Here is a 15,669-nt window from a genome sequence, read left to right on the forward strand (position 1 = left end):
AACTGTGCAAGTTAGCTATCCTCTATTACATTCTATGTACACTAATATAAGTACATGGGTCTGCAATTTATGTATTCTCGTGGTACAATTACTTATAATGAGTAAATTTATCAGAATATATATTATATAGGGGGGACAAGTGAAAGAAACAGTAACAAAAGAAGTACAAGAATCAACAGGTGTGATTCGTTATATTTGGATTGTATTAGGAGCTATTAGCTTTGGCTTAGGTTCGTTGGGAATTGTATTACCTTTATTGCCAACGGTACCATTTTATTTATTCGCTGTATTTTGTTTTGCTAGAGGTTCTAAACGGTTCCATGAGAAGTTTGTAAACTCTAAGCTTTATGCAAACTACGTAGAACCGTTTAAGAATAAAAGTGGTATGCCACTGCGCACTAAAATTAATATTTTAGTGTCTGTGTCGATTCTATTAGGTATTGGTGCGTATGGTATGCGTAATATGCTTGTAGCATTGTATATTATGGGAGCCGTGTGGATAGGCCATGTCATAGCCCTTGCGTTTATAGTGAAAACAGCACCAGCTGAACCTAAAGTAAAGCAATAGTTGTTTCAATGGTAGTGCATGTTTATATACTACAGAATATGATGTGACTATACAGATAGAATATTTATATTAGCCAAATCATGAATGAACTCGTATCGTGATTTGGCTTTTATTGTGTTATGCTTATGTGGTATAGTAGTAACCATAAAGATGTCTAAGGATAACCTAGCCATTGGGTATATTGATAGAAGTTATTTTACAGGATCTTTAGTTACCATACATAGTGAGTATGACAATCTATTCGTTAAGAATGATTAGACATGCTAGATATCATATGATCTGACTGTGAAAATAAATAATGGTAGCACTATATGGATGTGTATATATATAGATTATAATTAGGAGCGGAATACTATGAAATCAAAACAACAACAAGGCCCTATACAAGGAGATCGATGTGCCATCTGCGTTCCTATTGTAGGTCCAACGATAAAAGATATATTTTCACAGGTGCAAGAGGCAGCGCAAGCGAAGGTGGACCTTATCGAGTTGCGTCCAGATATGTGGATGAAGGGCTCCTCTATATCTGAGGAAGAGTACATACCCACAATAGTAAATTTGGTAGAAGAAGTGCATTCTAAATATGAAAAGATGCCTATGTTGTTTGCGTGGCGTAGCTTAGCTGAGGGCGGAGAAACGTCCTTAAGTAACGAGAATTACGGTAACCTATTACAAGCAATTGTGGATCAAAATGTAGTAGATGCTGTGGATGTGGAATTATTTGCCTATACAGATACAATTGGTCAAATTATAAAAGAAGCACATCATCAAGGGTTACAAACGGTGATGAGTTATCATAATTTTCTAAGTACGCCAAAAGTAAAAAGACTACATATCTATGCAGAGCGTATGATATCAGCAGGAGCCGCAGTGATTAAGTTTGCCTTGATGCCAACAACAAATGAAGATGTACTTTCAGTGCTACAATTTACAAAGGAGTTAACTGAACGGTACCCACAATTGCCACGGATTACTATGTCTATGGGAAAATTAGGGCAGATGACACGGACTTGCGGCCATGTGTTTGGAAATTGTTTGACCTTTGGCACACTGGGACAAGCATCAGCACCTGGACAGGTAGAGGTGGCGGTTTTAAAGCAACTAGTATAAGATATAGGATTAATGAGATAATATAAGGGTTTACAACTACTATATTATGGTATCTACACGTTATGTTTCTAATGCTAGAAAATATAAAAAGTAGATATTAGATAAATAGCTTTTAGAGTTGGTATTTCCATATCTATAGGGAGTATCTATAGGTTATACAGGATACTCCTATAAAAATTATAGAAAATTGTTATTATTCAGTAGACAAATGTATCTTAGTATGATAATATTTGATACATAATTTAATACTCGCCTAATAAACCGATGAGGTGGAGATAAAAATAGAACGTGCACTTCCAGAGAGTGGGGGTAGCTGAGAGCCCCGCAGAACGCAGTCTATTAAATGGACCACCGAGGGTATGGGGAACGGACATTTCGTCCTAGTATAGCATAACGTGTCATGAGCGTTAATCGTGAGGGATATGATAGTATCCTGCAAAGGGGAATGCATGCATTCAAACAAGGTGGTACCGCGATTTATATGAATCTTTCTGCGCAGTAGTGCAGTTATTTGGCATATGAACTCGTCCTTGACGTATAGTCTAGGGCGAGTTTTTTTATTGCAGGAGGATTTATGAAACCATCATTAGAAACAGTGAAACAATTGGGACAAGGGTACGACATCGTACCGGTGTACGTGGAATTATTATCGGACATTCGCACACCTATTTCTGTACTGAAAGCTTTAAAAAAGGTGAGCGCTCATACATTCTTATTAGAAAGTGCTGACAACACCCATCACTGGGGGCGATATTCTTTCTTAGGATATAATCCATTGTTAGAAGTAACATGCAAAAACCATACTATGACGATTAAAGGAGATGTGACACGTACGTTTACATGTCATAATCCAGCGGAAGAGATTAGAAATATATTGAGTCAATATAAAAGCCCTAGAGTAGAAGAATTGCCAACTTTTACAGGTGGATTTGTGGGATACTTCGCCTATGAATACATTCGTTACATTGAGCCTATCTTAGATCAACACATCAGTGATACAGATCCAAGTATGGTAAACGATGTAGATCTTATGCTCTTCGATAAAGTCATTGCTTTCGACCATTACAAAAATAAAATCTATATCATCGGTCATGTACGTACAGATGATATAGAACGGAATTATGAGCGAACTCAATTAGAATTACAAGCCTTGGCAGACTTGGTGAAAAATGGCGAAGAAGCTGATATCGAACGTGGTGCACTGGAAAGTGAATTCACCTCTGAGTTTACGTCCGAAGAATACCAAGAGGTAGTACGAAAAACAAAACATTATATTACGGAAGGAGATATCTTCCAAGTCGTCGTTTCCAATCGTAGAGAAGCGAAGTTCAAGGGCAGTTTACTCAATGCGTATCGTGTACTAAGAACGATGAATCCATCGCCATATATGTTCTATATGAGTGGTAAATCTGTAGAATTAACGGGGGCTTCTCCGGAAACATTGGTAAAATTACAAGATAGAAGCGTTTATACATTCCCTATCGCTGGTACACTGCCACGGGGCAAGAATGAAGAGGAAGATAGGGCGCAAGAGGCTAAGTTAAGTAAAGATGAAAAAGAATTGGCAGAGCATAATATGTTAGTCGATTTAGGTCGTAATGACATTGGTAAAGTTTGTGAATTCGGATCTGTTCAAGTGGAAGCACTTCATCAATTACAAAGATTTTCTCATGTTATCCATTTAACAAGTACTGTAAAAGGAACCTTACGAGAAGAGTTTGATGCCTTAGATGCTATTGGCGCTACTTTGCCGGCAGGTACTTTATCGGGAGCTCCTAAAATTCGAGCGATTCAGATTCTACAAGAATTAGAGAAAAGCCCTCGTGGTATTTATGGCGGTGCCGTAGGATACTTAGATTTCTCCGGAAATATGGATGTGTGTATTGGCATTCGTATGGCGATGGCAAAAGGGGGAAGAGTCTTTGTTCGGTCTGGCGGTGGCATTGTGCGAGATAGTGTACCAGTAAATGAGTACAATGAAACTATCCATAAAGCACAATCTATGGTGACAGCCATCACATTGGCGCAGGAGGTGTAACATGGTATTACTCATCGATCATTATGATAGTTTTTCGTTCAATATATATCAATTAATCGGTTCTTTAGTGAAAGACATTAAAGTCATTCGCAGTGACGAAATGACAGTGAAAGAGATTCAAGAACTTTCACCTGACTGTGTTATCCTTTCACCAGGAACGGGACGACCAAAGGATGCAGGAGTGTACGAAGAATTACTAGAAACATGCCAAGGTGAGTTTCCTATTTTAGGCATCTGCTTGGGTCACCAGGCTATGGGTGAAGTGTTTGGAGCTACCGTAGGATATGCGAAAGAAGTGATGCACGGTAAACAAAGTGTGGCGACCCAATGTTATCCATCCATACTATGGAAAGATATTCCTCAAGAATTCCCCGTAGCACGGTATCATTCCTTAGCAGTCTTAGAAGATATCCTAGGAGATGAACTGGTGGTAACAGCTCGTACAGCAGATGGAGAAATTATGGCCATGGAACATAGAACACATCCAATTTATGGTGTGCAATTCCATCCAGAGTCTATTTTGACACCGCAAGGAACGCAAATGGTTAAGAATTTCCTGAAATACCATAAGATTATATAAGGGAGAGATAGAGTATGATTCAACAAGCAATACACCTCGTCACAGAGGGTCAAGATATGTCGTATGAAGTGGCAAAAGCAACGATGAATGCGATTATGAGTGGAGACGTACAGGAAGTGCCTATGGCAGCCTTTTTAGGGGGCTTACAAGCGAAAGGACCTAGCGTGACAGAGATTACAGCCTTTGCTGAAGTGATGCGAGAAAAAGCTGGTTCTGTGCCACATGACAGTACCGTAGTAGAAATTGTAGGCACTGGTGGAGATGGTAGTAGTACTTTCAACATTTCTACTACATCTGCCATCCTATTAGCTGCAGCAGGGATTCCGATTGCTAAGCATGGTAACCGCAGTGTATCTAGTAAGTGCGGTGCTGCCGACGTGTTAGAAGCACTGGGTGTGAAACTAGAACTGAATGGAGAGCAGAATAAAAAAGTTCTAGAGGAAGCGAATATTTGCTTTATGTTTGCCCCTGTGTACCATGAAGCTATGAAATATGCTGGACCCGTACGAAAAGCTATGGGGGTCAGAACGGTATTTAACATTTTAGGACCTTTGGCAAATCCTGCGGGAGCTACAGTAGAGCTCATGGGTGTGTACGATCGATCCTTACTGGAACCATTGGCACAGGTTTTGTCTAATTTAGGCGTTCATCGTGGTGCTGTCGTATATGGTAGTGATGGACTAGATGAAATTACTGCTACAGGCATTACGACAGTGTGCGAAATCAATCATGGCAGGTTCAAGACCTATGAGTTAGATCCTAAGGATTATGGGTTTGCCTATGCCACAGCAGATGAGCTTGTGGGTGATGACGCAAAAGTTAATGCAGAGATTACACGTACATTATTAGAAGGTAAGGATAGAAGCGGTCGTGCTACAGCAGTGATACTTAATGCGGGCATGGCTTACTATTTGGCTAAAGATGGAGAGGTAACCTTAGAGAATGCTTTTAAAACGGTGCAAGAGTTATTGTATTCTGGTGCTGGAGCAAAGGCACTTTCAAAATTTGTGAAAGCATCACAAAATGCTTAATAGTAGGTTAGAAATAGAGATAGTTATGATATTAGATAAGATTGTAGCAGCTACTGAAAAACGGGTCTGTGACGCAAAAGCTAATTTACCCTTGTCAGAGTTACAACAGCAAGTAGAAAGAATGCCTATTACGAAGGCCTTTCCTTTTGAACAGGCATTACAAGAATTAGATTTTAATTTTATATGTGAAGTGAAAAAAGCATCTCCATCGAAAGGGGTTATTGCAGAAGATTTTCCCTATTTAGAGATAGCCAAGGAGTATGAAATGGCAGGAGCAGCTGCTATTTCTGTATTGACAGAACCAGAATTCTTTTTGGGAAGCCCGCAATATTTACAAGAAATTGCTGAAGCGGTATATATTCCTGTATTACGGAAGGACTTTATTATCGATGAATATCAAATTTATGAAGCAAAACTGTGGGGTGCCTCAGCTATTTTACTCATAGCCGCTATCTTGGATGATGAAACAATGTCACACTTTCATAAGTTGGCAGATAGTTTGGGTCTATCTTGTTTGGTAGAAGCTCACGATGAAACGGAAGTGTTGCGAGCAGTGAATATAGGGGCCCGCATCATTGGGGTCAATAACCGCAATTTAAAAGATTTCACGGTGGACGTGAACAATAGCATTCGCCTACGAAAGCTAGTGGATGATTCAGTGATTTTCGTTTCTGAAAGTGGTCTAGACATGGCAGTAGATATTCAACGGCTACGAGACAACAAGATTCACGCTGCACTCATGGGTGAAAGCTTTATGCGATCTAACGATAAAGTTGCTAAATTAGCTGAATTGTATGGACCTATCAGACCGAAGCGTTTTACCTATGGTACTAGTAATAGAGAATTGATAGTAAAGAAAGATACTGATAAGGAAACTGGATTAATAACTTTGAAAGTAAAAAGTTTAATGCTATCAGAACTAGAGACATTGCAAATATCAGAATCTAACCCAGTGACAGAACAGAACTATCAGCCTAAAGTAAAATTCTGTGGCATATCCCAAGAAGATACAGTTCCTGTATTACTGGAGACACAACCAGACTATGTGGGATTCATCTTTGCACCAAGCAAACGACAAGTGACGGTAAAACAAGCTCAATCTATTACGAGAAGTTTGCAAGATAGTATAAACACTACAAGCGGTAACAAATGCTGCTCACAGGTAGGCGTATTTGTGAATGAAACGATATCTACTATTGTGGAGATTGCAAAGGCAGTACCACTTTCAGTAGTGCAATTACATGGGGATGAAACCATAGCATATATTGAATCATTACGAATTCACTTACAGGAAGAACAATTAGATTCCATTCAAATCTGGAAAGCTGTTCAAGTGCAAACAAAAGAGGATATTATGCAATGGGAACAAGCGCCTATCGATGGGCTGGTGGTAGATGCCTACTCTAAAGAAGAACGTGGTGGCACTGGTAAGACCATCGATTGGTCATTACTTGATGATGTGCAGGTTCCATACTATCTAGCAGGCGGTATAGGATTACACAATGTAGCTCGAGCTATTCGTCGACTACAGCTTTATGGGATCGACATGAGTAGTAGCCTAGAGACAAATGGACAAAAAGATGCGAAGAAAATAAAATCTATAGCACAGATTATTAAAACAGTAACAAATAGATGCTAAGAAAATGAAAACTATGGAACAGATCGTTAAGATAGTAACAAACAGATAAGGAGAGATAGAATGACAACACATCGCCATGGCTATTTTGGTGAATTTGGTGGACAATTCATGCCTGAAACGTTAATGAATGCCATCATTGAACTGGAAGCAGCTTATGAAATGTATAAGAAAGATCCAGATTTTATTAAAGAGTTAGAAGACCTACATGTATCTTATACAGGTCGCCCTTCCTTGTTATACTACGCAGAGAAAATGACAAAAGATTTGGGCGGAGCTAAAATTTACTTAAAACGGGAAGACTTAAATCATACAGGATCCCACAAATTAAATAATGTGTTAGGTCAAATGTTACTGGCTAAGCGAATGGGTAAAACGAGAGTGATTGCAGAAACGGGTGCCGGTCAACATGGTGTAGCCACTGCCACAGTGGCTGCTTTAATGGGCATGGAATGTGAAATTTTCATGGGCCAAGAAGACTGTGAACGACAAGCTTTAAACGTATACCGGATGGAACTATTAGGTGCTAAGGTGCATCCGGTTACTTCTGGAACAGGTACCCTGAAAGATGCTGTATCTGAAACGATGCGGGAATGGACCAATCGAATGGCGGACACCCATTATGTCTTAGGATCTGTTATGGGGGCTCATCCGTTCCCTATGATGGTACGTGATTTTCAGTCCATCATCAGTCGTGAGGCACGGGAGCAAATTTTAGAAAAAGAAGGTAAATTACCTGCTGCCGTATTAGCTTGTGTTGGTGGCGGTAGCAATGCGATTGGTATGTTCTATCACTTCATTCCGGATGAAGGCGTACAACTCATCGGTTGTGAAGCGGCTGGCAAAGGAATCGATACAGAAGAACATGCGGCGACCATGACTAAAGGTACGATAGGTATTTTCCATGGAATGAAATCCTACTTCTGTCAAAACTCTTATGGACAAATTGCACCAGTATTTTCTATTTCCGCTGGATTAGATTATCCAGGTATAGGTCCAGAGCATGCATATTTACATGACAGCGGCCGAGCTCAATATGTGCCGATTACAGACGATGAAGCAGTGGATGCCTTTGAATATCTCTCTCGTATGGAGGGAATTATTCCAGCTATTGAAAGTGCTCATGCCGTAGCACATGCTATGCGATTGGCACCTACTCTAAGTCCTGATGAAAGTATCATTATTTGCTTATCTGGACGTGGTGATAAGGACGTAGCAGCTATGGCGAGATATAGAGGGGTGAACTTACATGAATAAGATAACAATAGCACAGGCTTTCACAAAGAAAGCATTTATCCCTTTCATTACAGCTGGTGACCAAGGGATTACTATAACAGAGAAATACATTCGCACTATGGCAAAGGCGGGAGCGACTTTGATTGAAATTGGTATTCCTTTTTCTGATCCTGTTGCAGAAGGTCCAGTCATTCAAGCAGCTAGTGAGCGTGCCCTATCCACAGGAGTTACTACTGACGATATTTTTGATATGGTCCGACGTTTGCGTACTGGTACAGACGCATTGACCATTCCACTTGTGTTCATGACTTATTTGAACCCTATCTATGTGTATGGTGTTGAAAGCTTTATGACACGCTGTGAAGAAGTGGGTATCCAAGGTGTCATTGTGCCAGATTGTCCGTTGGAAGAAAAACAAGAACTAGCCCACCAAGCAAAAACTCATGGCATTGCTCTCATTTCATTAATTGCACCTACTTCAGAGCAACGAATTGAGGAGATTGCTAGTCAAGCAGAAGGCTTTGTGTATTGTGTGTCATCTCTTGGTGTAACAGGTATGCGCAGTGATATCAAAACAGATATTGCTAGCATCGTACAACAGATTCGCCAATACACAGATGTTCCTGTAGCCGTTGGCTTTGGTATTTCCACGCCGGAACAAGCAAAGGCGATGGCCGCAGTATCTGACGGAGCCATCGTAGGCAGTGCCATTGTGAAACAAATTGGTGAATGGGGCGCTAATGGTGAAGAAGAACTATATCAGTACGTTCGTTCTATGGTAGAAGCTGTGGGTAACTAATAGTAATGTATTCTAAGGTAACTCCTATATATGACAGAGTTACTTGGTGATAGTATCCTTTATATCCTATTCTCTTATTTACGATGACTTTTGAATAGCTGTGTAAGAAGTATATCTTGTGCAGCTGTTTTATATGTAAGAGAGTTAATTGCTTCTTTATGTATGTTTAAAGAATATAGTATGTAGTTCATAAAAATGTTATGGTAACATGCTTTGATATACTGTATACTTAATACTATACATAGTTCTTAACAGGAGACAAATCGTATGGAAAAGACAAGTATTGGCGTAGGACGAGCTGCATTACATGTTGCCATTTCTGAAAGCCGCACAGAAGAGATGGCACTGCGAAAAGAGTTTGAAGTGCAGGGGATTCGTACGTGTGCTGTGGATTTTGGAGGAGCTTTCACAGAGATTATTCCTAAAATCATTGAACGGGCTGTGGTAGCAGCAGACCGACAAGGGTTGATTCAAGATGATCATGTTAGCAAAGGCGCTGTGGTAGGCGCTACAGCACAAGCCTTAGAGCAAATCAAAAATAAATGTGTCGGTCTCAATGTAGGCGGTAAAGTAGGCATTGCACGAAGTCAAGAACATTTAAGTGTAGCCATCTATTTAGGTGTTGGAGTATTGCATTTAGATGAGATTGCTGTGGCTATGGCACATCGAGCTGTACCAAGTATGTAGTGGTGCTATAAATTTTACTGTATTTTTGGTATAATATTCTTTAGAGTTTATAGACAAGAGCTAATCATTTTGGAGGTAACTATGAGTCAATTCGATTGGAAAGTATTAGATCGTAATTACGAAGATGTCATTTACGAAACATATAATGGGATTGCTAAAATTACAATTAATCGTCCAGAGGTGCGTAATGCATTCCGTCCTAAAACAGTGATGGAGTTAATCGATGCGTTTACCATTGCTCGTGAAGATGCAGAAGTGGGCGTTATCATCTTGACTGGTGCTAATCATGGTCAGGGAGAAGATAAAGAAGCATTCTGCTCTGGTGGTGACCAACGGGTTCGTGGTGATGGCGGTTATGTAGGGGATGACAAAATTCCTCGCCTAAATGTGTTGGATTTGCAACATTTAATTCGTATCACTCCAAAACCTGTTATTGCTATGGTTAACGGTTTTGCTATTGGTGGTGGTCATGTATTACACGTCGTATGCGACCTTTCTATTGCCTCTGAAAATGCAAAATTCGGTCAAACAGGTCCTCGTGTAGGTTCCTTTGATGCTGGTTACGGTGCTGGATACTTAGCTCGTTTAGTAGGCCATAAAAAAGCTCGTGAAATTTGGTTCTTATGCCGTCAATATTCTGCAAAAGAAGCCTTAGATATGGGCCTTGTCAATACAGTAGTTCCATTTGATCAATTAGAAGCAGAAACAGTGAAATGGTGTGAAGAAATTCTTCAATTATCTCCAATGGCACTTCGCTTCTTGAAAGCTTCCTTCAATGCGGATACAGATGGTTTAGCTGGTTTACAACAATTTGCAGGGGATGCGACTTTATTGTTCTACACAACTGATGAAGGTAAAGAAGGTCGCGATGCATTTAAAGAAAAACGTAAACCTAATTTCAAACAGTTCCCTAAATTCCCTTAATGGGTTAGGTTATGAAGTGGTTATATGAACGAGCACACACACATAGAGATAAGTGTTTCTTAAATGAATTTACCTATGGTGATGTGTTGACTCTAACAATAGCTACAGCAAAACGACTCGCTCCTCATCTTCGAGGAGAGAGTCGTATTGCTTTATGGGCAGAAAATTCGGTATCCATGGCGATACACCTATTTGCTCTATCTGCATTGGGTATAGAAACAGTGTTGCTGAATACGAATCTGACTGAACGAGAAGTGACCGAACAGATGGAAAGTACAGGAGTTCGCACTTTATTGATGTCAGAAAAAATAACACTGATATGGCGAGCACAGAAGGGAGCCTGTGACATAGAGATCACAGATGTTTCTACTTATGAGCATAGCCATAGTCAAGTGGACCGACAGTATTTGTGCTTTTCTACATGTATAGACACTGATTTCAAGGCTATTTCTCCTATGCATAATGACGGAGATGTTAGGAATGAAACTACTAATGGTGTAAAATATGCATCTATCAAAATAGATAATGAAGAAAACCCCAGTATGGACTCTTTTAGAAATAGATGCAATCATCTGGGTGATGTTAAAGATTCTACAGATTGCGAGAGTAATCTAGACTGGAATCCATCTGATGAAACAGTATTTTGCATCATTAATACCAGTGCTACAACAGGCAAATTCAAATCAGTCCCTGTCCGATGGTCTCAAATCGAGTCTCATGTGAAAGCTTCTGCGAATGTGCTTGGCGTGGAGGAAGATGATAATTGGCTTGTGGTGCTCCCTATGTTCCATGTCAGTGGCTTATCTATTATTTTACGTACCTTGTATAATGGCACAAGAGCTACCATTCATGAAAAGTTCTCGGAACAAGTTGTACTAGATGCATTAGAAACGGAAGAAGTCACCATAGTATCCTTGGTGCCCACAGTGTTACAACGCATAGTAGAACGCATACAAGCACCAACTTTGCGGGCTATCTTATTAGGTGGCGAGTTTATTCCTATGCCACTGTTACAAGAGTGCGTACAACGAAACTTACCGGTCTATAAGACGTACGGCATGTCAGAAACCTTTGCACAAAGTACGACCTTTAGTGTTAAGGATCATCCGAATAAATTAGCCTCTGTAGGATATCCTTTAGAGGGGGTTACCATTGAAATTCGCAATCCTGATGAAGAAGGAGTAGGAGAAGTGTGGCTTTCATCCCCGATGCTGATGAAAGGATACCTTAATAAAGAACCTATTAAAGGCGCTTTTAATACAGATGACATTGGTTACATAGATGAAGATGGATTTTTATATCTTTTGAACCGTAGAAAGGACATCATCATTTCTGGGGGTGAGAATATTTATCCTAAGGAAATCGAGGATGTCTTATACGAGATGAATGGCATTAATGAATGTGCAGTCATTCCAATCACTGATTCTAAGTGGGGGCAAGTGCCCATTCTGTGCGTGGTTACAAGTCACAAAGAACAAGAAATCATTGATTATCTGCAAGATCGTTTAGCCAAGTATAAAGTACCGAAGCAAATTTTATATTTTGATACATTACCGAAAAACAGCATGGGAAAAATCCTAAGACAGGAGTTGATTAATTCTTGCCTAAACCATGTATAAGGAGTCATTGATAGTAGTTAGAAATATTGCGTATTCTATTATTAAATGATGGACTTTCGTATGTGCTATTTATATAAGAAATTTCGTTGCTAGATAAAAAGATGTGAAAGGACATAGTATGAAAGAAACAACAGCCTCTTTATTAGAACAATTACAGATAGAGACATTCCATTGCGCTGGACAGGCCTTTCAAAGTACTATGAAGCTTTCATCGTTTCATGCACAACCCTTTGGATTCGTTAACGGTGGCGTGTATTTAGCTTATGGAGAAGTATTAGCAGGTATGGCATCTAATGCTATATTGGCACAAGAATCAACATCGAGCAAAGATAGCGTGGACTTTGATTCGGCTGAACAAAAAGTAGCTGTAGGTCAATCGATAACGGCTAATCATGTGAAACCGAAACGATGCGAAGGTTATGTGGTAGCACGTGGGCAATTATTGCACAAAGGTGGTCGAAACCATGTATGGACGATTAATATTTTTGATGAAACCGATCAGTTGTTATCTCACATGACAGTGACAAATAGTATAATTAACGTGTAAGAAATTATGTCTTTTAGTCGCAATTTATGTATAACACGATGTTATTATTACATCCATGTTGATTAGACAAGAGTATCTATAGATAGATTGATAGCACACCGTTACACTTTATAAGTAAGTAGCATAAGTCTGAATAGAATTAATATGTTATACAGCATTGCATTGACTAGAAAGGAGGTGCAATTCTTATGAAAATAGATATCATATCGCTGTTCCCAGAGTTTTTTGATGCTTTTTTTACGCATTCCATCATCAAACGTGCCTTACAGGCAAATCGATTAGAGATGAAAGTGACAAACCCAAGGGAATTTTCTCATAGTAAGCATGGTCAAGTGGACGATACTCCCTATGGCGGTGGCGCGGGCATGCTCATGAAAGCACCTCCTCTCTTTGAGGCTGTAGAACATGTGTTGCAGATGCCTATAGAAGAACATCGTCGTACAAAAGCAAATCATAAAAACCATGTTGTGTTTATGGGACCAACGGGAACACCGTTTACGCAAGAAAAAGCAAGGGAACTAGCCACCTACGATCAACTTGTCATCGTCTGTGGACACTACGAAGGGGTTGACTATCGAGTAGAAGAACAATTAGTGGATGAAACTATATCTATTGGAGATTATGTGTTAACTGGAGGTGAATTACCAGCTATGGTGGTAGCCGATGCAGTGGCACGCATGATTCCTGGTGTTTTAGGAGCTACATCGGGGGCTATAGAAGATTCTTTTTATCATCCAGTACTTGAATGCCCTCAATATACGAAACCGCAAGAATACAGAGGTATGATTGTGCCAGATATATTGTTAAGTGGTCATCATAAACATATTGAGCAGTGGAGACTAGAAGAGTCTATAAAACGAACAGCTCTGCTACGACAAGATTTACTACATCGTGAGTTAACAGCAGAAGAAGTAAAAGCATTGCAACGATTGCTAGAAAAATCCACATCTAAAGAAGAGCAAGAACGATTTGAAAGAATCTTAGGTCAGTCTACTTTCACAGAGGAAAAGAGGAAATAAATGGCGAATTTATATATTGGTCTCGTTCATTATCCCATTATGAATAAGCATGGTGAGGTGATTACGACGGCTATCACGAACTACGATATCCACGATATTGCCAGAGCATCCACAACCTATGATGTGGAACGGTATTTCATTATTCACAATGTACCGAGTCAACGTGAATTGGCAGAAACCGTCATGAGCCATTGGAAAACAGGGTTTGGCAGTACCTACAACCCGGATAGAAAGGATGCTTTCAAACACGTGGAACTAGTCAATTCCATCCGACAAGCTATCGATATGGTGACGGAACTAGAAGGGCAGACACCGATCGTGTGTACCACGGATGCACGAACCTATGATAATACGATTACCTACGCCTCGCTCCGTAAATCACTTGAAAGTGAGAGCCGTCCTGTGGTAGTATTATTTGGAACGGGGTATGGTATGACGAAGGAAACAATGGAAGATTTCGACTATATCCTTGAACCAATCTATGGACATGGAGACTACAATCATCTGTCTGTTCGTAGTGCTGTATCAATTATATTAGACCGCTTACGAGGCGAAGCGTGGTGGAATAAATAGGAGGACACAATGTCAGGACATTCTAAATGGTCAAATATTAAACATAGAAAAGGTAAAAATGATGCATTAAAAGCAAAAATTACCACAAAAATTAGCCGTGAAATCACAGTGGCTGTAAAAGCTGGCGGTACAGATCCAACAGGCAATATGCGATTGAAATTGGCGTTACAAAAAGCTCGTGAAAATAACATTCCTAAGGACAATATCCAACGTGCTATCGACAAAGGTGCTGGTGCTGGTGATGCGAACAACTACGAAGAAATTACCTATGAAGGATACGGCCCAGGCGGCGCTGCTATCCTTGTAGAAGTAATGACAGATAACCGTAACCGTGCAGCAGCTGATGTGCGTCATGCTTTCTCTAAACGTGGTGGCAACCTAGGTGAAAGTGGATCCGTTAACTGGATGTTCAAACGCAAAGGTGTATTCGTTATTCCACAAGAGGGCAACGATGAAGAAACATTAACATTATTGGCTCTTGATGCTGGTGCAGAAGACATCAAAGTAGAAGATGATGTATTCGTTATTTACACATTGCCTGACGATTATGATGCTGTAGAAGTAGCCTTAGCAGAAGCATCCATCGCCACAGATATGGCACAAATCACAATGGTTCCAGATACAAATATGGAATTAACAGGTGATGACGCCGTGAACATGCAACGTGTATTAGACATGTTGGAAGACTTGGACGATGTACAAGATGTGTATCATAATGCCATCATGGATGAGGAAGAATAATATAGTATGAAAAAAGCACTCCCTAGATGGGGAGTGCTTTGTATGTCGTTCATAAGTGGTTGCGATTAGTAAATTTGGAATTGACAATAATAAATGTAATGCCTTATAATAAGTTTAACGACAAACCCCCCACATCCGTATGGACAGACAAGTTCTGACGTGGGGCTTTTTTTATTATGGAGAGAATTATGGGGACACCTAAATCTTTAAGTTGTAATGAACTATTGCATTTATTTTCTTCTAGAGGTATGAGAGTTGATGGAGTAGATAATCATAAGATTCAACATATTAATTATTATAAGCTGAAAGAATTTGCAGAACCATTTGCTACTTATTCAGAAGATGGAATGATTAATTATAATTGTATACATTTTTCGACAGTATTAAAGAGATACTATCAAGATAAAAATCTACGAGTCTCACTAATTCATGCTATTGAAAAAATTGAAATATCAATAAAAACGAACTTAGCTAGAATATTAGGTGAAAGATATGGGGCTTTTGGATATTTAAATTTTGCGCAGTGGGCTAATCGGTCGAAGGCCACTAGATATACTATAG

At 39.7% G+C, this 15,669-nt stretch carries 16 protein-coding genes; all 16 read left to right on the forward strand.

All coding sequences use genetic code 11. The annotated features are described in order from the left end of the window. Positions 1–139 precede the first annotated feature (139 nt). Positions 140–568, forward strand: coding sequence for a YbaN family protein (locus EO116_RS04965; protein WP_127160895.1), 429 nt, complete (start codon positions 140–142; stop codon positions 566–568). 354 nt (positions 569–922) lie between these two features. Next, on the forward strand, positions 923–1,678 hold the full coding sequence (aroD, locus tag EO116_RS04970; RefSeq protein WP_127160896.1) for a type I 3-dehydroquinate dehydratase: 756 nt from the start codon (positions 923–925) through the stop codon (positions 1,676–1,678). 574 nt (positions 1,679–2,252) lie between these two features. Further along, positions 2,253–3,716 (forward strand): anthranilate synthase component I, encoded by a 1,464-nt coding sequence (gene trpE, locus EO116_RS04975; protein WP_127160897.1) that lies wholly within the window; start codon positions 2,253–2,255, stop codon positions 3,714–3,716. Between the two features lies 1 nt (position 3,717). Then, positions 3,718–4,296, forward strand: a complete 579-nt coding sequence (locus EO116_RS04980) for an aminodeoxychorismate/anthranilate synthase component II (RefSeq protein WP_127160898.1) — start codon at positions 3,718–3,720, stop codon at positions 4,294–4,296. Between the two features lie 14 nt (positions 4,297–4,310). Continuing rightward, positions 4,311–5,327: an anthranilate phosphoribosyltransferase gene (gene trpD, locus EO116_RS04985; RefSeq protein ID WP_127160899.1), complete on the forward strand. Its 1,017-nt coding sequence runs from the start codon at positions 4,311–4,313 to the stop codon at positions 5,325–5,327. Positions 5,328–5,352: 25 nt separating this feature from the next. Next, complete coding sequence (gene trpC, locus EO116_RS04990; protein ID WP_127160900.1) at positions 5,353–6,966, forward strand: indole-3-glycerol phosphate synthase TrpC; 1,614 nt, start codon at positions 5,353–5,355, stop codon at positions 6,964–6,966. Between the two features lie 60 nt (positions 6,967–7,026). Beyond that, a complete protein-coding gene (trpB, locus tag EO116_RS04995; RefSeq protein WP_127160901.1) occupies positions 7,027–8,220 on the forward strand; it encodes a tryptophan synthase subunit beta in 1,194 nt (397 codons plus the stop codon). Further along, positions 8,213–8,998 (forward strand): tryptophan synthase subunit alpha, encoded by a 786-nt coding sequence (gene trpA / locus EO116_RS05000; protein WP_127160902.1) that lies wholly within the window; start codon positions 8,213–8,215, stop codon positions 8,996–8,998. The genes trpB and trpA overlap by 8 nt, the downstream gene beginning before the upstream one ends. Positions 8,999–9,265: 267 nt before the next feature. After that, positions 9,266–9,685 (forward strand): HutP family protein, encoded by a 420-nt coding sequence (locus EO116_RS05005; protein ID WP_127160903.1) that lies wholly within the window; start codon positions 9,266–9,268, stop codon positions 9,683–9,685. Positions 9,686–9,766: 81 nt separating this feature from the next. Further along, positions 9,767–10,609, forward strand: a complete 843-nt coding sequence (menB, locus tag EO116_RS05010) for a 1,4-dihydroxy-2-naphthoyl-CoA synthase (protein WP_127160904.1) — start codon at positions 9,767–9,769, stop codon at positions 10,607–10,609. An 11-nt stretch (positions 10,610–10,620) separates the two neighbouring features. Further along, positions 10,621–12,228 (forward strand): o-succinylbenzoate--CoA ligase, encoded by a 1,608-nt coding sequence (menE, locus tag EO116_RS05015; protein WP_127160905.1) that lies wholly within the window; start codon positions 10,621–10,623, stop codon positions 12,226–12,228. Between the two features lie 118 nt (positions 12,229–12,346). After that, entirely contained in the window at positions 12,347–12,775 is a 429-nt protein-coding gene (locus EO116_RS05020; RefSeq protein WP_127160906.1) for a PaaI family thioesterase, read from the forward strand. Between the two features lie 188 nt (positions 12,776–12,963). Next, positions 12,964–13,794, forward strand: a complete 831-nt coding sequence (trmD, locus tag EO116_RS05025; RefSeq protein WP_127160907.1) for a tRNA (guanosine(37)-N1)-methyltransferase TrmD — start codon at positions 12,964–12,966, stop codon at positions 13,792–13,794. Continuing rightward, on the forward strand, positions 13,795–14,367 hold the full coding sequence (locus EO116_RS05030) for an RNA methyltransferase (RefSeq protein WP_127160908.1): 573 nt from the start codon (positions 13,795–13,797) through the stop codon (positions 14,365–14,367). Positions 14,368–14,376: 9 nt separating this feature from the next. After that, complete coding sequence (locus EO116_RS05035; protein WP_127160909.1) at positions 14,377–15,108, forward strand: YebC/PmpR family DNA-binding transcriptional regulator; 732 nt, start codon at positions 14,377–14,379, stop codon at positions 15,106–15,108. Positions 15,109–15,296: 188 nt separating this feature from the next. Then, the coding region (locus EO116_RS05040) for an Abi family protein (protein WP_206168325.1) at positions 15,297–15,669 on the forward strand (373 nt) is incomplete at its 3' end.

This window comes from Veillonella sp. VA137 (genome assembly GCF_003992015.1).
GTDB lineage: Bacteria > Bacillota > Negativicutes > Veillonellales > Veillonellaceae > F0422.

Excerpts from the sequence above, each read along its gene's own strand:
- aroD (WP_127160896.1), top strand. The coding sequence starts at position 923 with ATGAAATCAAAACAACAACAAGGCCCTATACAAGGAGATCGATGTGCC.
- trpE (WP_127160897.1), top strand. The coding sequence starts at position 2,253 with ATGAAACCATCATTAGAAACAGTGAAACAATTGGGACAAGGGTACGAC.
- EO116_RS04980 (WP_127160898.1), top strand. The coding sequence starts at position 3,718 with ATGGTATTACTCATCGATCATTATGATAGTTTTTCGTTCAATATATAT.
- trpD (WP_127160899.1), top strand. The coding sequence starts at position 4,311 with ATGATTCAACAAGCAATACACCTCGTCACAGAGGGTCAAGATATGTCG.
- trpC (WP_127160900.1), top strand. The coding sequence starts at position 5,353 with ATGATATTAGATAAGATTGTAGCAGCTACTGAAAAACGGGTCTGTGAC.
- trpB (WP_127160901.1), top strand. The coding sequence starts at position 7,027 with ATGACAACACATCGCCATGGCTATTTTGGTGAATTTGGTGGACAATTC.
- trpA (WP_127160902.1), top strand. The coding sequence starts at position 8,213 with ATGAATAAGATAACAATAGCACAGGCTTTCACAAAGAAAGCATTTATC.
- EO116_RS05005 (WP_127160903.1), top strand. The coding sequence starts at position 9,266 with ATGGAAAAGACAAGTATTGGCGTAGGACGAGCTGCATTACATGTTGCC.
- menB (WP_127160904.1), top strand. The coding sequence starts at position 9,767 with ATGAGTCAATTCGATTGGAAAGTATTAGATCGTAATTACGAAGATGTC.
- menE (WP_127160905.1), top strand. The coding sequence starts at position 10,621 with ATGAAGTGGTTATATGAACGAGCACACACACATAGAGATAAGTGTTTC.
- EO116_RS05020 (WP_127160906.1), top strand. The coding sequence starts at position 12,347 with ATGAAAGAAACAACAGCCTCTTTATTAGAACAATTACAGATAGAGACA.
- trmD (WP_127160907.1), top strand. The coding sequence starts at position 12,964 with ATGAAAATAGATATCATATCGCTGTTCCCAGAGTTTTTTGATGCTTTT.
- EO116_RS05030 (WP_127160908.1), top strand. The coding sequence starts at position 13,795 with ATGGCGAATTTATATATTGGTCTCGTTCATTATCCCATTATGAATAAG.
- EO116_RS05035 (WP_127160909.1), top strand. The coding sequence starts at position 14,377 with ATGTCAGGACATTCTAAATGGTCAAATATTAAACATAGAAAAGGTAAA.